16 protein-coding genes are annotated in these 19072 nt (G+C 47.6%); 11 read left to right on the top strand and 5 right to left on the bottom strand.

All coding sequences use genetic code 11. The features are described 5' to 3' along the window. Nucleotides 1-3624, bottom strand: a 3624-nt coding sequence (locus QUA83_RS19005; protein ID WP_333295093.1) for a cadherin-like domain-containing protein, incomplete at its 3' end; no start/stop codon positions are given. A gap of 1411 nt (nucleotides 3625-5035) precedes the next feature. Here QUA83_RS19005 and QUA83_RS19000 point away from each other — a divergent pair. The 4 genes from QUA83_RS19000 to QUA83_RS18985 all read left to right on the top strand — a co-directional run bounded on the left by QUA83_RS19000 (nucleotide 5036) and on the right by QUA83_RS18985 (nucleotide 9717). Further along, nucleotides 5036-5290, top strand: coding sequence for a hypothetical protein (locus QUA83_RS19000; protein WP_333295092.1), 255 nt, complete (start codon nucleotides 5036-5038; stop codon nucleotides 5288-5290). 4 nt (nucleotides 5291-5294) lie between these two features. Beyond that, nucleotides 5295-6995, top strand: a complete 1701-nt coding sequence (locus tag QUA83_RS18995; RefSeq protein ID WP_333295091.1) for a CHAT domain-containing protein — start codon at nucleotides 5295-5297, stop codon at nucleotides 6993-6995. A 1754-nt stretch (nucleotides 6996-8749) separates the two neighbouring features. Next, a complete protein-coding gene (locus QUA83_RS18990; protein ID WP_193976103.1) occupies nucleotides 8750-9160 on the top strand; it encodes an AbrB family transcriptional regulator in 411 nt (136 codons plus the stop codon). Between the two features lie 89 nt (nucleotides 9161-9249). After that, nucleotides 9250-9717: a regulatory protein RecX gene (locus tag QUA83_RS18985; RefSeq protein WP_006634375.1), complete on the top strand. Its 468-nt coding sequence runs from the start codon at nucleotides 9250-9252 to the stop codon at nucleotides 9715-9717. A 122-nt stretch (nucleotides 9718-9839) separates the two neighbouring features. Here QUA83_RS18985 and QUA83_RS18980 read toward each other — a convergent pair whose 3' ends face one another. Both QUA83_RS18980 and QUA83_RS18975 read right to left on the bottom strand, forming a co-directional pair. Beyond that, nucleotides 9840-10334 carry a DUF4385 domain-containing protein gene (locus QUA83_RS18980; protein ID WP_333295089.1) on the bottom strand — a complete coding sequence of 165 codons (495 nt, stop codon included), beginning with the start codon at nucleotides 10332-10334 and terminating at the stop codon, nucleotides 9840-9842. Further along, complete coding sequence (locus QUA83_RS18975; RefSeq protein ID WP_015177615.1) at nucleotides 10331-10756, bottom strand: DoxX family protein; 426 nt, start codon at nucleotides 10754-10756, stop codon at nucleotides 10331-10333. The genes QUA83_RS18980 and QUA83_RS18975 overlap by 4 nt, the downstream gene beginning before the upstream one ends. 331 nt (nucleotides 10757-11087) lie before the next feature. Between QUA83_RS18975 and QUA83_RS18970 the strand changes: the two genes are divergently transcribed. From QUA83_RS18970 to ureG, 5 genes are all read left to right on the top strand, one after another. Next, on the top strand, nucleotides 11088-11270 hold the full coding sequence (locus QUA83_RS18970; RefSeq protein ID WP_333295087.1) for a hypothetical protein: 183 nt from the start codon (nucleotides 11088-11090) through the stop codon (nucleotides 11268-11270). A gap of 525 nt (nucleotides 11271-11795) precedes the next feature. Beyond that, nucleotides 11796-12287, top strand: a complete 492-nt coding sequence (locus QUA83_RS18965) for a DUF4168 domain-containing protein (protein WP_333295086.1) — start codon at nucleotides 11796-11798, stop codon at nucleotides 12285-12287. A 430-nt stretch (nucleotides 12288-12717) separates the two neighbouring features. Beyond that, on the top strand, nucleotides 12718-13155 hold the full coding sequence (gene ureE, locus QUA83_RS18960) for an urease accessory protein UreE (protein WP_333295085.1): 438 nt from the start codon (nucleotides 12718-12720) through the stop codon (nucleotides 13153-13155). 297 nt (nucleotides 13156-13452) lie between these two features. Further along, nucleotides 13453-14166, top strand: coding sequence for an urease accessory protein UreF (locus tag QUA83_RS18955; protein WP_333295083.1), 714 nt, complete (start codon nucleotides 13453-13455; stop codon nucleotides 14164-14166). Between the two features lie 118 nt (nucleotides 14167-14284). Next, nucleotides 14285-14881, top strand: a complete 597-nt coding sequence (gene ureG, locus QUA83_RS18950) for an urease accessory protein UreG (RefSeq protein WP_333295081.1) — start codon at nucleotides 14285-14287, stop codon at nucleotides 14879-14881. Between the two features lie 67 nt (nucleotides 14882-14948). Here the strand turns inward: ureG and murG are convergent, their stop codons facing one another. After that, complete coding sequence (murG, locus tag QUA83_RS18945) at nucleotides 14949-16016, bottom strand: undecaprenyldiphospho-muramoylpentapeptide beta-N-acetylglucosaminyltransferase (RefSeq protein ID WP_333295079.1); 1068 nt, start codon at nucleotides 16014-16016, stop codon at nucleotides 14949-14951. Nucleotides 16017-16237: 221 nt separating this feature from the next. Here murG and QUA83_RS18940 point away from each other — a divergent pair, with 221 nt between their 5' ends. Beyond that, on the top strand, nucleotides 16238-17164 hold the full coding sequence (locus tag QUA83_RS18940) for a nuclear transport factor 2 family protein (RefSeq protein WP_333295077.1): 927 nt from the start codon (nucleotides 16238-16240) through the stop codon (nucleotides 17162-17164). A gap of 350 nt (nucleotides 17165-17514) precedes the next feature. Next, complete coding sequence (locus tag QUA83_RS18935; protein WP_333295076.1) at nucleotides 17515-18303, top strand: SDR family oxidoreductase; 789 nt, start codon at nucleotides 17515-17517, stop codon at nucleotides 18301-18303. 276 nt (nucleotides 18304-18579) lie between these two features. On the opposite strand, the gene QUA83_RS18930 is transcribed toward QUA83_RS18935, so the two are convergent. Next, the gene (locus QUA83_RS18930) at nucleotides 18580-18912 is read right to left on the bottom strand and encodes a hypothetical protein (RefSeq protein WP_333295074.1); all 333 of its coding nucleotides are present in this window, start codon (nucleotides 18910-18912) and stop codon (nucleotides 18580-18582) included. Nucleotides 18913-19072 lie beyond the last annotated feature (160 nt).

Raw genomic sequence — 19072 nt, 5'->3', positions numbered from 1 at the left:
ACCGCCAGTCAGAACATCTGCACCGCTGCCGCCGCTGAGGATGTCAGCAAACTCAGTACCAGTGACGCTGTTAGCATCAGCATTTCCGGTAAACAAGACAGGAGTAGTGAAGTTGTAACCGCCAGCACCTGAACCGAAATTGTTAAAGTCGGTTGGGTAAGTGTTTCCAGCAGCAGTTAAATCAACAATGCTGCCTGAGTTGGTAGTAGTACCAGTATCAGGAGAGGCGATCGTACCTGTGAATACAAAGTCCGCCGTTCCCAGATTGCTAGCAGCAGTACCCAGATTCGCAATCAAGGTAGAACCACCGGCTACGGTACCGTTCGAGTCAAAATACAACTCTGTTTCGTTCGACGCATTAGTAAAGGCGAAGAAACCAGCAGTTGTAGAATTGCCCAGGGCTTTAGCTTGTGCCTCTTGCAAAGAGGCATAACTGCCGCCTGTGAAAATCACTAACTCTTTGCCAGTAATGTCAGGAGAAACCCCGCTAACACCGTCAAAGTTAGTCGTAGTCAAATTGCCGAAAGCGCTGGCGCTAAACTCGAATTTGTCTACCCCAGCAGTAAAGTCGGAAATTTTATCGCCGCCTTCTGTAGTTGTCCTGTAAACAAACAGATCCGCACCACTGCCACCGCTTATGACATCCAAACCGAGGCCGCCGGTGATGGTATCGTTGCCGTCGCCGCCGTTGATGGTATCGTTAAAATTGCTGCCGACAATGTTGTCATCGCCTGCTAAAGCATTGAAATTAACTGGGACCGGAAAAGTGCCGAAATTGAAATTGTCAGGGCCAGCAGTACCGACAGGAATATTTAGTGGCGGGCCCGTGAAGACAAAGTTATTGACTGTCAGGCGAACCTCCAGCGAGAAACTGGCCACAAGTTCAAAGCGCGCCCCAACACCATATACCAGCACCAAACGGCCGGTCTCGGCATCTATAAACTGACAGAAAATAGGGGAGTCGTTGTTGCCGCCCAACTGTGCAAACCGAAGTTGCAAAGTCGCGATGCTGTTAACAGTTATATCCGCGGTGAAGTCGAGAAAATTACCGCTGCCGATCGACCCAACAGTAGAAGTAGCAGTAATGTCGACTTTGGTCAAGATAGAAGCGTTGAGACTAAAAGCTGCGTTAGAGAACTCTAAAACATCGTCATCGACATTAAAGTCAGTAATAAAGTCAGCTTCTACAACTGTTTGAATCTGTTGCCGGGAAATGAGGTAACGGAAGCGATCGTTTCCAGCACCACCAATTAGAGTATTGGTTCCTGTGCCACCTTCGATCGTGTCATTGCCCTCATTTCCTGTTAATACGTCATTCCCAGCACCGCCTATTACTGTGTCATCGCCGATGCCACCGTCGATATCGTCATCATCATCGTCGGCGTCGATATCGTCATTGCCACCGCCGCCGATGATTGTGTCGTTGCCGTCGCCGCCGATGATTGTGTCGTTGGCCTGACCGCCTGTAATGTTATCGCCACCACTGCCACCTTCGATGTCGTTATCCAGCGTCGCAGAACCGACAATAACTTGAGGTGCTGTATTCGCAGCAAAATTAAACAAATTTTGCTCGATATTCAAGCTAAAACGCTGGTTGATGAGAGCTCTTTGGCCGTTGCTAACTTCAAAACCAAAAGTAGCCGCACCGACAAAACCTACTGCCGCTCTGAAAGTTACCCTGCCTGCGTTAATGTCTTCTTGAGTGAAGGTAACGCCCGTTTGTGTTACGGCGACTCCATTAACAAATAGTTGCCCGGTTGTAGCAGGGGGCAGCTCGGTTAGCGTGAAGGTTATGCCGCCAGGACCTTGCCCGGTATCGGAAACACGCAACAACTCAGGAGTAATAGTTTGCTCCTGGCCGCTGGAACCAGCAATCAGGGTCTCACTAACTTCCAGTTGCGGAGGGTTAAAAATCGGCGGAGTTGGAGTTGGAGTTGGAGTTGGAGTTGGAGTTGGAGTTGGAGTTTGAGGATTAACTCCCAAAAAGTCGCCAGCAGTAATAAGCGTTGCGTTGACATTCAACAATAGCGCGATCGCGAAGTTATTGACCCGAATTTCGGTATTGACACCGATTTGTATAAAGGTCAAGCTGCTAAAGTTCAAGTCGCCAAACAGCAGAAACTGGTCGCTGCCGTCTTCGAAGTCAGCGATGACTGCAGTTACCCCAGCGTTACTGTTACTCAGGACATAGTCGTCCTCTCCAGCACCGCCTATACAGGTATGGTTGCCAGTACCGCCCATCAGCGTATCGTTGCCGTTGCCGCCCATCAGCGTATCGTCGCCGTCGCCGCCGCCGCTAACGCTGTCGTCGCCGTCGTCACCCATGCAAACGTCGTTGCCGTCGCCAGTAACGAGGGTATCGTTGCCCGCACCGCCCATCACGCTATCGTCGCCGGCACCGCCGCTAACGCTATCGTCGCCGTCGTCACCTGCACAGTTGTCGCTGCCGTCACCGCCGCTAACGCTGTCGTCGCCGATGCCGCCGCTAACGCTATCGTCGCCGTCGTCACCTGCACAGTTGTCGCTGCCGTCACCGCCGCTAACGCTGTCGTCGCCGATGCCGCCGCTAACGCTGTCGTCGCCCTCGTCGCCTTCACACTGGTCGCTGCCGTCACCGCCGCTCACGGTATCGTTGCCGGTGCCGCCGCTAACGCTGTCGTCGCCCTCGTCGCCTTCACACTGGTCGCTGTCGCCACCGCCGCTCACGGTATCGTTGCCGGCGCCGCCGCTAACGTTGTCGTCGCCGTCGTCGCCTTCACACTGGTCGCTGCCGTCATCGCCACTAACGGTATCGTTATCTTTGCCGCCGTTAATGGTATCGTTGCCTGCGCCGCCCTCACAATCGTCGTTGCCCCGATCGCCCCTGACGGCATCATTGCCTTCGCCTCCCTCACAATCGTCGTTGCCTTTGCCACCGTAGACGGTATCGTTGCCGGCGCCGCCGTTAACGTCATCATCTCCTTCGTTGCCGTGGGCCGAGTCATCGCCGTCATCGCCTTCGCAGGTGTCGTTCCCGCTGCCGCCCATCACGGTATCGTCGTCTTTACCGCCGTTAAGCTTGTCGTTGCCGCCGCCGCCCTTAACCTTGTCTTTATCGCGATCGCCCCTTACTTCATCGTCGTCATCGCCGCCCTCGCAATCATCGTCATCTTTACCGCCGAAGATTTTATTTTTTCTGCCACGGTTTCCTTTGATTTCGTCCTTGCCTTTCTTGCCGTATATCTTATCCTGATCGCCGGTGGCGACAATTAACTCATCGTCATCGCTACCGACGACGGTTCCGGGCTCGATGCCGCTGCCATCATCTAAACCATCGTCTTCCGTACCTCCGATGGTCTGGAAAGCGCTGCCGCTGTCATCCTCTAAATCATCGTCATCATCGTCATCGTCATCGTCGTCGCCCGCACCTTCTTCGGGTACGTCGTTAAAAGTCGTAACTAGGTAGTCATCGGCCAAGTTGCCGCCAAGCTCTCTTTTGATCGCGTCATTAATTAACTTGGTTGAGTCCTCTTCGGAAATTTCAGGGGTCTTCTTGTCTAAATCCCCGACAGGATTTTGTGTTTCATCTTGAGCGGGAGAAAGTTTTCCCGGTGTTTCTTCTAATTTCAAGATTTCGTCTGCCATCGTTGATATTTCCCCAAAAAAAGTAAGCTTCTTAGAATCAATTTATCAGCAAACAGGAGGCAGCAGAAGATTTTTTTACTTCATGCTTTCGCCTGCTAGAGGAGCTGTTTTCCTCATCCTTACTATTATAGATGCCACTTAAACGGCAAGGTTTTTTTCGCTCTGTTACGAGTTTTATATTCTGCCATTGCGTACCAAAGTTAATTGATCCGCAACCTACACTGTAAGTGCTGCGCCGAAGCTCCGAGCCTTTGAGATGTTCTCGGTATTTTCTACAGTAAGCTGCGCCGAAGGGCCCCTGATTGTAGATTCTCTACGTAATTTCTACAGTGAATTAGCTGAATTTAAACTCGCAACTGACAACTCCTAAATAACTACCCAAAACCTGTATCCCCCAAATTTTTCCCTTGCATTTTTTCCGAGCTTGGCTGGATGTATTGAACTTTTGTAACACTCCCAGCTTTGACAAATCCTTCCCTGACTTAGGATTTGAACCTCTTGACTAAACGACTGCACGCTTCTAATTTTAGTTCCCGATGAGTAATTAGAAATTTAGATAATTCGCCCGGGTAAATATTTGTTCTAATTTTTAATTGCACAATTTTCTCTCGATTCGAGGAAATCTCGCGAATTGAGATTTTTTTTTTCGGCTCAATACTAAGAGTTTTGCCAAAATATATCAATCTCAAGACAGATTGCAAAATTTTCCAAAAAGTAGTATGCGCGCAGAATTCGTTTTTGGTGACAGTTGCAAGCTCGATCGGCATTTTGAGCGGGAATGGCCCACGGCGAGGCTGCAAAACCCAGTTGCTTCGTAGAGGCTTCGCTACCAAATCCAATAATTATAGGAGAAACCGGCCTGATGAGGCGTAATCCTCTAGATGCCAAAATGATGCTTGCTGGAGAGTACCGGAATAATTTGATGGGCGTTGTATTGTTGAGAGTTCTTGGCTGCTTAAGTTTATTTTTGCTGCTTAACTTTAACTAGATTAAGAGAGTTAAATTAAAAGTTTTCTATATCATAAAAGCGGCAAATTAGCAATAAGTTATTAGCAATTATCGATGGTCAACTATCGATTACCGATCGCCACTGAGGTCTTAAGGATGAGGGCGGAGGGCTTACGGATGAGAACCCAGGGCTGACCAATTAATTAATTGACACAAAATCAAGATTGCACATGGGGGGTTGGTGGTAGAGGATAAGCGGTAAAGACCGATCGACCGATCGCCAAAAAAAATAAAATACTCAACTTTCCCTGCGATATTGCCCTGAAACCGGTGGGCGAGAGCCGAAGTAATTTTAATAAGAACTAGAGATCCGCCTGGTAAAGTGCCTCCAATTTAACTTTACTCAGCAATGAGAAACTCATGTTCACGACGAATCTAAAGGGGTCTGCGGTAGAGGTGCAAAATGTTAAAGATAGCAAGATTGGAGAAAATTCGGCTTTCACCGAGCCACAGGGCAATCAAAACTAATAAACTGTTATTAAAGTACAACTTTTATATCCTCAAAGTGTTTGAACAAATATATATGACCCCAGCGATCGCCCGATCGGGGGAAGCGCATTCAGAAACTTTGATTGGAAGAGTAAAAATTATTTTGCCGATCGCTATTGCTACCCGCAAAAACGCAGGCAAATTTAGAATTAAGGCGGGAGGGCGCTAAACCGGTGAGCCAGGAATTTCAACTCTCAGTCACTCCAGTTGGAGACGACGAATATCTAGTGCGGACAGAAAGGGTTGCACCCGGTGTACCCTTAGCCGAACAACAAGTCCGCTGGCCGATCGACGAATGGCTTGCACTGTCTGCTCAACTGATGAACGACCCGCTGGTGGGCTTGCTCCAAGGAAAAGCATTACAGGGAAGCAGTTTTGCGGGTCGCGGCCTCTCCCGTTCGGGAAACAACTCAGCGCCAAATTTAGTAGCCCTGGGGCAACAATTATACAGCGGGCTGTTTCAAGGAAACTTGCGCGATAGCTGGACTTGCGCTCAAGGAATTGCCCAGCACCGCCGAGAAGTGCTGCAACTGCGACTCGGACTCAAAGGCCGGCGCTTGCCACGACTGCCGTGGGAAGTTCTGCACGCCGGCGATCGCCCTTTGGCAACCGGCACAGATGTCGTGTTTTCTCGCTACCAACCAGGTACAAGTTTGTTCAAACAAACCCGGATACTGCCTAGTGGCGGGCCACTAAAAATTTTAATGGCGATCGCCTCTCCGAGCGATCGAGACAGCTTGCAGCTCAAGCGAGAAGTGCTCCACCTGCAACAAGAACTCCAAAACCGCACCGGTAATCCTCTCAAAAACAGCCCCCATTGCCCGGAAATTCAATTGACTATTCTCGAACAGCCCGATCGAGAACAACTTACCCAAGCCCTAGAACAAGGACACTACCAAGTCCTGCACTACGCAGGCCACAGCAACTTAGGTTCCAGAGGTGGCGAACTCTACCTAGTCAGCAGCCGCACCGGCTTAACCGAAACATTGAGTGGCGACGACTTAGCTGGATTGCTCGTTAACAACGGTATTCAGATGGCCGTGTTCAACTCCTGCCGCGGCGCCTACGGCGACCCCTCAGACCTCGCGGACGACAGCCCAGAACGGAACTTAACCCAAGCTCTAGTGAAGCGGGGCATTCCGGCAGTGCTAGCAATGGCAGAAAGCATCCCCGACGATGTAGCCCTAACTCTGACGCGGTTGTTTTACCGCAACCTTAATCAAGGCTATCCAGTCGATCTCAGCCTGAGCCGGGCCAGAGCTGGGCTAATTTCTGCCTACGGTTCTCACCAGCTATACTGGGCTTTGCCCATTCTCTACCAGCACCCGGACTTTGACGGCTATTTGACCGGCGCCCCAGCCCACAGCGCGACATCCGGTTCTATGGTGCACATAATCGCGTCGGGAACGCAACCGGCGCTCGCGGGTACAGAATGGAAGGCCCCGTCTTCGGTTTCGGCGATCGCCCAATACCCCCCAATCCCAGCCAATCGATCGCATGAGTCAGGCTGTTCTGACGGCGAAGTCTGGGAATACTTTCCCGACCAATTAAAAGATCGTAGGGATTGGGTTCACCAGAACGATCGACCCGATGCTACTAATTCACCGAACTCACCGACGGCTTCGCCGTCCTCTATTCCTAATTCTGAGTGTTCAGTGATCCAAGCAACTCGCGCCGCTGCACCGACTCAAAAACCGTTAACAAAACCGGGGTCGAAAAAATTTGTCACCCTGATGCTTTGCTTGTTGTCCGTTGCTTTGAGTGCTGGCTTTTTTGGGTGGCGGTACTCGAACCAGCGAGGCACGAAACCAGAAGAGTTACTGCCGGCGGTACGGACTCCCCTGTCGCAAAATTACCTGCAACAACGTCACTAAAAGCGATCGCCCACTGTAATGCTGAATTTAGACCCTCTTGGCTTGGCTCCAAACTGGGTGGGGTTTTTGCTGGCCATTCGCGATCTGCTGCCGCTGGCAAAGTGATCACAAGTATACTGCTGGATCAAATCTCGGACTTACGTTCATCAAGCCGGTTTTTATAGCAGGAGGCAGAAGGCAGGAGGCAGGAGGCAGGAGGCAGACGTAATGAGAGCGAGGGTTTCAGCAATCGATATCGTCCGGCGCCGCATTGGCGGTTGCTATACCGAAAATAAGCAGCAGCGCAACCAAGCATCGAGGAAGAAACCGAGTTTCTCGTCGAGAGAGTAAGTCCGGGACTGCTTGATATATAATTGTCAGTCAATTGTAGATTTTAGACTTCGGGTTGAGCCCTGAGTCGAACGATTTGAGATTTTAGATTTACTCCACAGATGAATCTGGAAGCTTGAATAAGACTCTAAAATTTTGAGCTCTCCGACACGAGTCGGTGGCTTGTATGCGTTTTTGAGCGGGCTGATTCGGCAGCAGGAGCATTGGTCATTCGGCACAAGACAATAAAAGCCAGAGTTGCCACAATAAAGAACGTCCTCACCGTCAGCGCGCTTGCTATATTTCACAATAATTAATTATGGAAGCGGCTGTGAGTTTGACCGACAGCATCCAGGATACAAGCCCCCGGATTCATCCGTGCAGAAATAAAAAAAGCTGTATCCGATAAAGGAACCCCCGAATTTATCCGTGGGGTCAAGGCTTCAATTCTTTAATCTAAAATCGAAAATCTAAAATCGATTGACGCGCCCCTCCAGTTGGTGCATAAATTTTGAGAGTATGGCAGTTTACAGCCCACGACTCGAAACCAATACATTTCCATCGAAACTCCATGTCGGAACCGCTGCTAATTTGTAGTGCATCAAACATTTAAGCTGTTGTGCATTAAACTCGGTCTTTTTCAATTCCCCTGTGGAAATAACCTCAAATTCTCTGGCTTGGGGCCGGAGGAGGAAGATTTTCGCCAGTTCCCCCTAAAAATATACTGATTCCTGGCGAAGTGTTAAGAGTCGCGAAGCAATCTCGCCCGATCAAAACTATTCCCCTCTTAGTGGCTGCCCGATGTTTCTGCCGCCGCGCCTATTGAGTCGAGTTTTAGCTTAAACTCGTTCAACGAAGAGGTGAAATTTCCTTGAATTTTTACCGGATTGCCTTCCCCAGACTGCGTTCTGTGGAAGTTATATGCCCAACACCTTAATAGAAGATTGCTCGTTGGTGTTTGGGGTTTTGAGGGGATTTCCAGCCCGAAAAATAGAATTTACAAGTAGCTGGCAGTGACATCGAGAACAAGTGCTGCCTCGTCTTGTTGAGGTAAAAGTTAACCCCGCGCCGGTAAATGCTTTCGGCAGATTTACAGTGGCTGCGTTCTAGGTATTTCCATTCATGGCTGTCTTATTTTGACCTTGACCGCAGACACAATCGGGGATTGGTGAATGCAGGGAACAGACTTTAGTGTAAAAAAGTAAAGCATTTAATTTGCGACAATAATTCCCCGCGCGATCGCAAGAGAGGCTTACACAAGGATTTGGGCCGCGAGGAGCAAATTGATCGCCCTTCGAGCATCCTTACTTGCACCCCCGGTCTTGAGGCCGCAGAAATTTCTCCAGAATCTTAATATTCAGAATTCTTAGTATTGACAGTGAAACAAAGTTAATCTAATGTGTTGTAATTGATATAAGTAAAGTCCAATAAGCGAGGTACGGTCAATGGCAGAAACAGCTACAGCACCCTTAACAGGAAAAGGTCTGCTTCAAAAAATCAAAGGCAGTGATTTGCCGCGCAGAGAACTTGCGAAGCTTTGCGGCTACTTCACAGTCAGCAAAAGTGGAGAAACCCGCATTAATCTGGCTGAGTTTTACGATGCAGTGTTAGCTGCTAAGGGCATTGAGCTAGAGAAGTCTAAAGCAGACGGACGCGGGCGAGAAGCGAGTTATCGAGCTAGCGTTCACAAGAATGGTTCGATCGTGATCGGGGCAAATTATACCCAAGAAATGGGATTAAAGCCGGGAGACGAGTTTGAAATTAAGCTCGGATACAAGCATATTCGCTTGATTCAGATCGATGTGGACAGACCGGATGTGGAATTGGAGGATGAAGAGGAGGATACAGAAGAATAGAGGCGATCACGATGCAGTCAGCCGATAGCAAGGCGACTGGATTTGGCTTCGCTACACGAGTATTTGCGCGCCACCCTTCTATTTAACTGATGAGCTGTCTTGACTATTTCTATTTTCTCTTGTCCCGCAAAGACTACAGTGCCTCTGAACTTCGCAAAAAGGGGCAAGAGAAAGGTTTTGGCAATGAGGAAATATTGGAGGCGATCGCGCAAATTCAAGACCGCGGCTATCAGTCCGACACTCGCTTGGTGGCAAACTCGATCGCCTCTGCAGCAGGCAAATACGGGAAGTCGGCCATCAAGCGCAAGTGCCTGCAAAAAGGAATTACCAACGATTTGTTCGAGCAAGTCTGGGAAGAAGAAATTGCCGAAAATCAGGACTCCGAAGCAGAAAAACTGGCCGAATTAAAAGCCAAAGTCATGCGGAAATACAAGATCGATACTTGGGGGAAAGCCGATCCGAAAACCAAGGGCAAAGTCTTGAATTACCTGCAATACAGGGGCTTTAATGCCTTTGAAATTTGGCGACAGTGGCAGACGGAAGAAGATGACGAGTAAATAGTAGGGCCAAGCAAATAGATCCGGCCCAGATAGGCAAGCACAACTACACTGCTGCCGACGGGGCTAAAGTGTAAGTCCTGAGTTTTTGTAACTGTATGTCAATCCTCAGCGTTGACTAACTAAGATTCGTACATCTGCCGATGTCTGGCTAAAAGCTCGAGATATTTCTCGTTGATTTTGGCCAGCATCCATTTCTCTTGAAAAATGGCCGCGGATTCTGCTTTCACCGGATCTGCTTCTAGTGGCAAAATATCTTTTCTAGCTGCGGTTTGCTCTGCAACAGACTTCAGCTTTTGAGGGTTTTGCTGGTATTTTCGACCGCTTTTGTGGTTGGCGTAGCGACGCGATCGAGTATACCCCATCTGCAAGAACTTGCGGGCCATGTCGGCTCCCACAAAATCTTCGCGATCGAGATACTCTAAAAACATGGAGTAAATTTTGCTGCTGGACTCCCTGGCAATTTCAGGAGTCTTAAATCTCCAGAAAGGCAGAATTTCTCCTTTGTAGGGTTCCACCAACAGCACTCCCTGTTCTCCTTTCCCTACCCGATAAAGTTCCGGGTGCTGTCGAAAGTCGATGTTCTTAAAATCCAAAGAGTAGTCGAACTGCTTCATCGGGCATTTTCTGTTCTATCTGGAACTATAGAAGCCCGGGGTTTACCTTCGTCTGGTTGGGTATAAACCCACGCCCAAGCAATCAAGACAGCTTGAAAAGGCAGCCTGAACCAATACAGTAATTGGTTGTGGGGAATCCCTTCTATCGGAATGTTGTTGACGGCTTGATTGATATTAGCTGGAAACACGGCAATAAACAAGGCAATTAATCCCCACGCCGCCGCCCTGCTCACAGGAGGAACTAACAGCCCAATTCCGCCCAAAATCTCGAAAAAACCGCTGATATAAACCAAGGCTTCCGGGTAAGGAAGCTGGGGCGGCACAATTCTGATAAAAGGTGCGGGTACTGCAAAGTGCAGCACGCCTACAATACTGATAGCTACTGCGAGAATAACTCGCCAAATTTCTTTTTGACTTTTCATGGGCAAGGGGTAATTAATAATTGTTAAATTGCTGCGATAATGCTTGCCCAAATTCGCTATCTGCGATCGAGATGACAAGCAAACTGAGCCCCAAAAATTCCAGCTTTCCGGGTTTGTCTGCTTTTGCTGGTGGCTGTAACGATTTTATTTCGTATAAAAACCAGATTTCTTGGTAACTCCCAGACAAGTTTTCACAGCCCCAAACTGGAGGAAGCGAGAACTGGAATCCCACGCCTGCGCGTTGACTGCCAAAAACAGATAGCGCGCATTTTGATAACAAGATTTTAATGTCTAGTGCCCTGTTCCTGTCTCTATCTTCGGGTAGTGAAATATGATTTTTGTTCCGGCTTTGGCTTCGTCAGCAGCCAAACCAGTGGGGGATTTTCTCGATCGACAAATGCACCACCGCTTAACATTAAATAAATCATCGCCACAATTGATGAGTGCGATTGCTGCTAAGTTTGACCGAAAGCATCCAGGATACAAGCCCCCGGATTCATCCGTCCAGAAATAAAAAACCTGTATCCGATAAAGGAGCCCCCGAATTTATCCGTGGGGTCAATGCTTCAAATCTCAAATCTCAAATCTCAATTCTAAAATCTAAAATCGATTGACCTAGCCTTCCAGACGCTTGCCTATCCTACCTTACGGGAACCCCTGCGGGGAACGGGAACCCTTGCGGGAAGATAGCTTTGCTAGCGCCTACCTTGATGAGACTAATTAAGAAGAGTAATTTGTCAATAACTTTTAGAATTATTTAATATTTGCGCTTTTAGAATTATTGGTAGAGGCAATTCGGGAACGCTCTGTAATTAAAATTACTATCTAAAGTTTGAATTTTGTCAACTTCCGACAGATGTTAGAATGAAATTATCGAATTTGCTAAAAAGTCGATCGTCGTAGCAACTCCCCAACCCTTCTGCTGGAATTCAAAATAGTCACCAACGGCAGGAACTTTTTACCCACCACATTATTCAAAAAGATTGAGCCTCCAAGCGCTGTGTCATTTTTATCTACACGCAATCAATCACCGACGACCATGAACACCTCACTAAAAACCTCTAAATTTGGCATAAACCGGATGCTGCGACAATCGCTGTTGCTTGGCATCTTTTCTGCAGCAGCTTTAGCTAGCGGATGGGCGCCCGGTTTGTATGGACAATCCCCAAACCTCGTTTTCGGATCTGCAGCCCAAGCTCAAGAAATTAGCAGCGAAGAAATTACTAGCTACGCTCGTGCTGTGTTGGCAATAGAACCCAGACGGGTGGAAGCTTATAACGAAATTAAAGGAATGGCTGGGGGCTCGGTTCCCAGAGTAGTGTGCAACGAAACTCAGCAAATCAATAGGTTGTCTGGAGGTGTTCGCGGCATCGCGGTGAATTACTGCCAACAAGCTAAAAAAGTTATCGAAACCAATGGTTTGACAGTTAGTCGCTTCAACCAGCTTACTTTGCTCCAGCAAGCGGACCCGGCAGTCAAACAGCGAATTCAAGCCGAGCTCCTGCGACTACAACAAGCGGGCAATCAATAAGCTTGATGGTTTGAGTCTTTCTTCCTCTCCCGTTCTATTAGACTTCTCCATAAAAGCTTGTTCAGGGCAGGCAGGATGCCTAAGCGCTACCTCCCCCCAACAATATATTGGAGATTTAAATTGTTCGAGTTCCTAGACGGTAGGCAAAATTTTTTGAAAAAAAAGCGATCGTCTGTGATCAAGTGCTTGACAAAATAACATAAATTTGGTAATAAAACCAGAACGGGAGCGGTCAGAGAGATGAATATTTTTCAACTGGCTGTAAATCGCAATGAGATATAGCGATCGCCAACACGATTAAGACGTTTTTAATTTCTGAAACATGAGCTGAAGATTGGAACTTCAGTCTTCCTTATTCCTTCGGCTATAAAAAAGATATTCCTCAAAAACTCACTGTCAAGTGAATTGCTTTGAGGAATAGAATATAAAAATGCTAACTTTCACCAAACATTTACCTGCAAATCCCGATGCTGTGGTCAGCTTTACTGTACCAATGACAGCCGACGATCGCACTCGCAGCCGCCACCGATTCGAGACAGAGACGGGGGAAAAGCTGCACCTAAACTTGCCCAGAGGTACAGTATTGCGCGATCGAGATTTATTGCAGTCGGAAGACGGTAGCTGTTTGGTAGTGGTAAGTGCAAAACCCGAATCGGTGCTGACAGCGCGGGCATCAAGTCCGCTGCTACTGATGCGGGCGGCTTATCATTTAGGCAACCGTCACGTAGCTTTAGAAATTGCCGATAATTATTTAAGACTTTCTCCCGACTCTGTGTTGCAGGGAATGCTCGAAAAAATGGGTTTGGAAGTAACAGAGGAAATGGTGCCGTTTCAGCCGGAAATGGGCGCTTACGGGCACAACCATTAGATTTTAGATTTTAGATTTTAGATTTTAGATTTACTCCCACCAATCAATCCGAGGGCTTATGGCTAAATTGCTTTCGGCTATTGAAGAAGCAAGAAGTCAACAGTCAACAGTCATTCGATTTTAGATTTTAGATTTTAGATTTTAGATTTTAGATTTTAGATTTTAGATTTTAGATTTTAGATTGACCCCACGGATAAATTCGGGGGCTTGAGGATTTTGGATTTTCGATTTTCGATTGATTCCCCGGATTTATCCGGGGGCTTGTACCATCAACAAATTCTTGGTCAACAGTCAACAGTGAACAATCAACTTTTATCTTTGTTGCAGTTAGCTTTTGCACCTGTGGGAGCTTATAGTTATTCTGAGGGAATCGAAAGTCTGGTAGAAACCGGTGCGATCGACAGCGAGATTACTTTGAGAAATTGGTTAGAAAATTCGCTGCAATTCGGGGCTGTGCGAGTAGAAGCCGCTGTAGTGGTAAGGGCTTTGAGAGCGGCACAGAGGGGGGATTTGGCGGCTTTGAATTACTGGAATGCTTGGGCGACTGCTGCTAAGGAAACTGAAGAGTTGCGCTTGCAAAGTTGGCAAATGGGACGAACTTTGGTCAGGTTGCTGCTGGATTTGCGTGAAGCGAAGCTATCCCGCAGGGAATCGCCCGTTGCTTCGGGGTTAACCACAATTGTAAAAGAATTCGTGGAATCTGGCAGCAATCAGTGCAATTTTGCGATCGGCTTTGGCATTGCCGCCGCCAACTGGCAGATTGAAGAGGAAGCCGCCGTGTTAGGATATTTGTACAGTTGGGCTGCCAATTTGGCGAGTGCGGGCGTGAAACTGATTCCCCTCGGTCAAACAGCCGGCCAACAGTTACTGTTAGATTTGCAGTCTCAAATTAGCTGTACGGCGCAAGAAGTTTTAAAATTAGAAGATGATGAGCTTGGCAGTTGCAGTTGGGGATTAGGACTGGCTAGCATGGCGCACGAAACTCAATACACTCGGTTGTTTCGCAGTTGAAAATAGGAAGAAGGAAGAAGGAAGAAGGAAGAAGGAAGAAGGAAGAAGGAAAAAACTATGCCCAACCAATGCCCGATGCCCGATGCCCGATGCCCAATGCCCAATTACCAAAATAATTATGAGTGCTTTTCGTGTAGGAATTGCTGGGCCAGTTGGTTCGGGGAAAACAGCTTTACTGGATGCTTTGTGCAAGGCGCTGCGACAGCAGTACCAGATTGCGGTTGTTACTAATGATATCTATACTCAGGAAGATGCCCAGTTTTTGGTTCGGAGTCAAGCTTTAGAGAGCGATCGAATTTTGGGCGTAGAAACGGGAGGCTGTCCCCACACAGCCATCCGCGAAGATGCTTCCATTAACTTAGTAGCTATAGAAGAGTTAGAACAAAAATTCACTGATTTAGATTTAGTATTTGTCGAAAGCGGCGGCGATAACCTGGCGGCAACATTTAGCCCGGAGTTAGTAGATTTAACAATTTACGTAATCGATGTCGCTGCGGGCGATAAAATTCCGCGCAAAGGCGGGCCAGGAATTACTAAATCTGATATGTTGGTAATTAATAAAACAGACCTCGCACCTTATGTAGGAGCAGATTTAGGCGTGATGGAACGGGACGCGAAAAAAATGCGCGCCCACAAACCTTTTGTTTTTACTAACTTGAAGACCAAAGAAGGATTAGAATCAGTAGTTAAATTCATCCACTCCCATATCGTGTAAAACATCACTCTTCATCTACGTTCATCTGCGTTAATCAGCCTTCATCTGCGGTTAAAACTCCTAAAAACTATCTCCGCACCACCAATTCTTTGACCAAATTAGCCAAACGTTCTGTACTGTCTCTCACTGCTAATTCAGCAGCAGCTTGAGACATTTTTTCCAAGTATTCGGAATCTCTTAACAAATACAACACTTTGCTTTGCAATACCTCTGCTGTCAGTTCGCTTTGACGGAATACCACAGCGGCGCCGGCTTTAGCAAATACTTCCGCATTAAATCTTTGGTGGTCGTCAGCGGCGTGAGGAAAAGGAATTAAAATAGAAGGTACGCCCGTCACTGCTAATTCTGTCAGAGCACTCGCGCCCGATCGACTAATTGCTAAATTTGCTCGCTGCAACAAACTCGCCACATTGTCGTAAAATGGCATCGACAAATATTGCTCGTGTTTCAAACTCTCAGCATCCGGGTCATTATTTCCGGTGAGGTGAACCACCCAAGCACCGGCATCAAACCAAGCCGGAGCACACTCGCGCACTAACTTATTGACGGCGACAGCACCTTGAGAGCCGCCCATGACTAAAATAACAGGTACGTTGTCAGGAATTGGCAAATTTAGAGGTTGGCGAGTCAGGAATTGCGATCGCACCGGCGTACCAGCAACCACCGTTTTGGCGCGGGGTAAATGCTGGGCTGCTGCTTCAAATCCGATCGCCACAGCAGTGCACAAAGGACTAAACCAGCGCGTCACCTTCCCCGGAATGGCATTAGATTCGTGGAGAATCACCGGCAAACCCAAAGAACGGGCCGCTAGAATTGCCGGTGCTGCGATGTAACCGCCGGTAGTAAACACTCCCTGAAAATTTCCCGCTTTGAGCAACTTCCGCACTTGAAGGATCGAGCCTGCGAGTCCGCCCAAAATTCGCAGTGTACCGAGTCCAAATCGCTGCTGAAAGCCTTCAACGGCGATCGTGTGGAGGGGGTAAAGGGATGAAACTAACTCGGTTTCCATGCGATCTGGGACTCCCAGCCATTCGATCTGACAGTCGTTCAACTGACTAGCGGTGGCGATCGCGGGAAATAGATGTCCACCTGTGCCGCTAGCTGCAACCAACAACCGGAGGGGGGCTTTTGTCAAGGTATTTGTTTCTTTTTTTACAAGTACAAGTTCCACAGGTCGATCAATTTTATATTTGAGGTTTTAGATTATTATGCTTATTATTCCGGCAGTTTCAGCCAATTTTGAATCAGCCATCTAAAATTAAATTGTGCCGTGTCCCTGCTTCCGTTGTCAGTTTTCGTTGCAGGCGAACAGTTGCCCAAGCTACGACCCCTGACAAATAACCAAATTATCATCTAATGCGTAATTTTTTGAATTTAGTGCCAAGTGCATCTCAGTATTTTTCCAGCCGTCGGGACGAAAAAGCCGATCCTCTTCGAGGGCTGCGCCAACGCGCGATCGTTTTTGGCTTTAACGGCGGGCAGTCGATCGCTCAAATGTTGTTATGTTTAACAGTGGTAAGTGCTGGCGTGCTGCATCAAGGTGCGGCAAGAGCGATCGGTGCGATCGGGGCGACTCCCCGAACGATCGCCCAAACCCCTGCAAATGCGCCTGCCCCACTCACAAAAGTGCTAACAGAAATTGACGCAGCGGCCAACCGGCGCGATGTCAAAGCAGTCATAGCCTTTTACAGCCCGAATTTCACTCATTCTGATGGCTTAAACAGCCAAAGCATGGAAAAAGCCCTCACCCAACTCTGGGAGAGATATCCGAGTTTAAATTACCGCACCGAGATCAAATCTTGGAAAACCGAAGGTAGCGCGATTCTCGCAGAAACCATAACTACAATTTCCGGCACTCAAAAAAAGGATGGCAGAGAATTAACTCTCAAAGCTACCATCCGTTCCCAGCAGCGCTTTGAAGGTGAAAAAATAGTTAATCAAGAGATTTTAGCAGAACAAACTCAGCTTACTTCTGGCCAAAATCCTCCCACAATTCAAGTGAATTTTCCGGAGCAAGTTAAGGTGGGCGAAGAGTACCATTTTGACGCCATTGTGCGAGAGCCGATCGGCGATGATATTTTAATAGGAACTGTTTTGGAGGAACCCATTACCGAAAAAACATTTTTCAATCCCTCAGAAGTCGAGCTGGAGTTGCTAAATGCCGGGGGAATTTTTAAAGTAGGTAAAGCTCCGGCTACGCCAGAAAATCGGTGGGTTTCAGCAGTGTTGATGCGACAAGGTGGAATTGCAACAGTTAGTGTGCGATTGCGGGTTGTCAAGTAATAAAATAGGTGTTATGGGCATGGGGCATGGGGCATCGGGCATGGGTAATTGGTGATTGGTGATTAGTAAGTGGTAAATGGTATAGCGGTTATTAGTCACACGAGGTACATATTTGTTTGAAGATAAAAAAATCTCATTCAAGGAATTAAACATATAGCGGTTCTCAAGCGTGGTGAGGTATGCCCTATGCCCTATGCCCTATGCCCTATGCACGTCGGGTACCTCATGTTACTGAGAAAAGCTATACCTCACTATAGCGATAAAGGCTATAGCAAATAACAACTAACAAATAACAAAACTAACAAGTAACCAATGACAACAGTCAACAGTCAACTGACAACTGACAAAAAATGATTTCTATCCAAAACCAAATTGTTTTCATTACAGGTGCGAGTAGCGGTATCGGAGCAGCCTGTGCCAAGATATTCGCCAAAGGTGGAGCCAAACTAATTTTAGCAGCCCGCCGCCTTGAAAAGCTCGCTCTACTAGCAAACGAACTTGTAGAAACAAAATCGATCGCGTCGGCGAACGAGATTTATTTACTAGAATTGGACGTGCGCGATCGCCCGCAAGTCGAATCGGCGATAGCTGCGCTTCCCGATGCCTGGAAAAGCATCGATATTCTGATTAACAATGCGGGATTGAGCCGGGGTTTAGACAAACTGCACGAAGGCAACTTTCAAGATTGGGAAGAAATGATTGATACCAATGTTAAAGGCTTGCTTTACATGACTCGCTCAATAGTTCCGGGAATGGTAAGCCGAGAACGGGGCCACGTAGTGAATATCGGCTCAATAGCAGGCCGCCAAACTTATCCGAAAGGTAATGTTTATTGCGCTTCCAAAGCAGCAGTGAGAGCTATTTCTGAAGGGTTGAAACAAGACCTTTTGGGAACAGCAGTGCGGGTGACAGAAATAGAGCCTGGTTTGGTGGAAACAGAATTTAGCAATGTCCGGTTTCACGGCGATTCAGAAAAAGCCAAAAATGTCTATCAAGGATTGACACCCCTGACTGCGGACGATGTAGCCGATGTCGTGTATTTTTGCGCGACGCGATCGCCCCACGTCAATATTAGCGAAGTCTTGCTAGTTCCGACAGACCAAGCTAGTGCAACTCTGGTTCACCGAAAAGAGTTGTGAGTTTTTAGTGGTAAGTGTCCGGATGGCGCTGGAATTCTCAGGAAGCTTAATTGGTAGATGCACCCTGATTAATTAACTCCCGACCAATTTTGGCCGGGTTTTTTTTTTGATCTCGCCCGCCCTCGCCACAAATTCTCCTAAATTCTGCCAAACTGTCCTGAAAGAGGTGTTTTGAGGCGGGAGATTAAATTAGTAGATGCACCCTGATTAATTAACTCCCGACCAATTTTGGCCGGGTTTTTTTTTTGATCTCGCACGCCCTCGCCAGAAATTCTCCTAAATTCTGCCAAAGTGTCCTGAAACAGGCGCTGCCTTACCGGAGACTAAATTAGTAGATGCACCCTGATTAATTAACTCCCGACCAATTTTGGCCGGGTTTTTTTTGTCGATCGCCCCCCCTCGCCACAAATTCTCGTAAATTCTGCCAAAGTGTCCTGAAAGAGGTGGTGTGAGACGGGAGACTAAATTAGTAGATGCACCCTGATTAAATAACTCCCGACCAATTTTGGTTTGGGGTTTTTTTTTGCGGTATCGACGGTGATGCTGAAGAAAGTTTGAGGTTGTCCGGATGGCGCTGGAATTCTCAGGAAGCTTAATTGGTAGATGCACCCTGATTAATTAACTCCCGACCAATTTTGGTTTGGGGTTTTTTTTTGCGGTATCGACAGTGATGGTGAAGAAAGTTTGAGGTTGTCCGGATGGCGCTGGAATTCTCAGGAAGCTTAATTGGTAGATGCACCCTGATTAATTAACTCCCGACCAATTTTGG

Source organism: Microcoleus sp. K1-B1, assembly GCF_036704705.1.
Classification (GTDB): Bacteria; Cyanobacteriota; Cyanobacteriia; order Cyanobacteriales; family Microcoleaceae; genus Microcoleus.
The sequence above is the reverse complement of the archived record's forward strand: the minus strand, read 5'-3'. Positions and strand labels throughout refer to the sequence as shown.

Coding starts and splice junctions, on each gene's coding strand:
- QUA83_RS19000 (WP_333295092.1), top strand. CDS start 5,036: ATGTTAAAGATAGCAAGATTGGAGAAAATTCGGCTTTCACCGAGCCAC.
- QUA83_RS18990 (WP_193976103.1), top strand. CDS start 8,750: ATGGCAGAAACAGCTACAGCACCCTTAACAGGAAAAGGTCTGCTTCAA.
- QUA83_RS18985 (WP_006634375.1), top strand. CDS start 9,250: ATGAGCTGTCTTGACTATTTCTATTTTCTCTTGTCCCGCAAAGACTAC.
- QUA83_RS18980 (WP_333295089.1), bottom strand. CDS start 10,334: ATGAAGCAGTTCGACTACTCTTTGGATTTTAAGAACATCGACTTTCGA.
- QUA83_RS18975 (WP_015177615.1), bottom strand. CDS start 10,756: ATGAAAAGTCAAAAAGAAATTTGGCGAGTTATTCTCGCAGTAGCTATC.
- QUA83_RS18970 (WP_333295087.1), top strand. CDS start 11,088: ATGATTTTTGTTCCGGCTTTGGCTTCGTCAGCAGCCAAACCAGTGGGG.
- QUA83_RS18965 (WP_333295086.1), top strand. CDS start 11,796: ATGAACACCTCACTAAAAACCTCTAAATTTGGCATAAACCGGATGCTG.
- ureE (WP_333295085.1), top strand. CDS start 12,718: ATGCTAACTTTCACCAAACATTTACCTGCAAATCCCGATGCTGTGGTC.
- ureG (WP_333295081.1), top strand. CDS start 14,285: ATGAGTGCTTTTCGTGTAGGAATTGCTGGGCCAGTTGGTTCGGGGAAA.
- QUA83_RS18940 (WP_333295077.1), top strand. CDS start 16,238: ATGCGTAATTTTTTGAATTTAGTGCCAAGTGCATCTCAGTATTTTTCC.
- QUA83_RS18935 (WP_333295076.1), top strand. CDS start 17,515: ATGATTTCTATCCAAAACCAAATTGTTTTCATTACAGGTGCGAGTAGC.